We start from the raw sequence: 546 nt of genomic DNA, 5'->3' as shown, positions 1-546 counted from the left end.
AGAGCACCTGAATCGTTACGTCGCCGGGGATCCGCCCCTCGTCGATAAGCCGCCGGAGAAAGTCGAACTCCGTCTGCGACGCGCTCGGAAAGCCGACCTCTATCTGCTTGAAGCCGATTTTGACCAGCAGATCGAAGAACGCCAGCTTCCGCTCCACGTTCATCGGCACGGCGAGCGCCTGATTGCCGTCGCGCAGGTCGACCGAGCACCAGACGGGCGCTTTCTCGACGCTTCTGTCCGGCCACGCGCGGCGCTCCAGCGGGACGCGGTCGAAGGGTTTGTATTTAGCCACGCCGGCAGCCTCCCGTCATGCGCGGGAAAAAAGGCGGCGGCGTGTCCGGCATTGTTTTCACGGCGGGGACTGTAGCACGGGCGGCGCGGATTTTCAAGACGGCGTCATGACGCGCACGCGGGAGAGAGACACTGTTCTAGGCGGGAGAGAGGCTCTGTCTAGGTAGTGTGGACTGGAAGGTAGAGGAATAAACACCTGACATGAATGGCGGCGATGAAGGAAGCGGTGAGCTTTGCATAGTGCGCAGCAATTCC

General features: G+C 61.7%; 1 protein-coding gene. It reads right to left on the bottom strand.

What is annotated here, in order from left to right:
* Positions 1-292 (bottom strand): hydroxymethylglutaryl-CoA lyase-like TIM-barrel protein (locus AWU74_RS07675; protein WP_498067490.1); only part of this gene is annotated, 292 nt, incomplete at its 3' end.
* Between the last annotated feature and the right edge of the window lie 254 nt (positions 293-546).

Source organism: Treponema endosymbiont of Eucomonympha sp. (genome assembly GCF_001028545.1).
The sequence above is the reverse complement of the archived record's forward strand: the minus strand, read 5'-3'. Positions and strand labels throughout refer to the sequence as shown.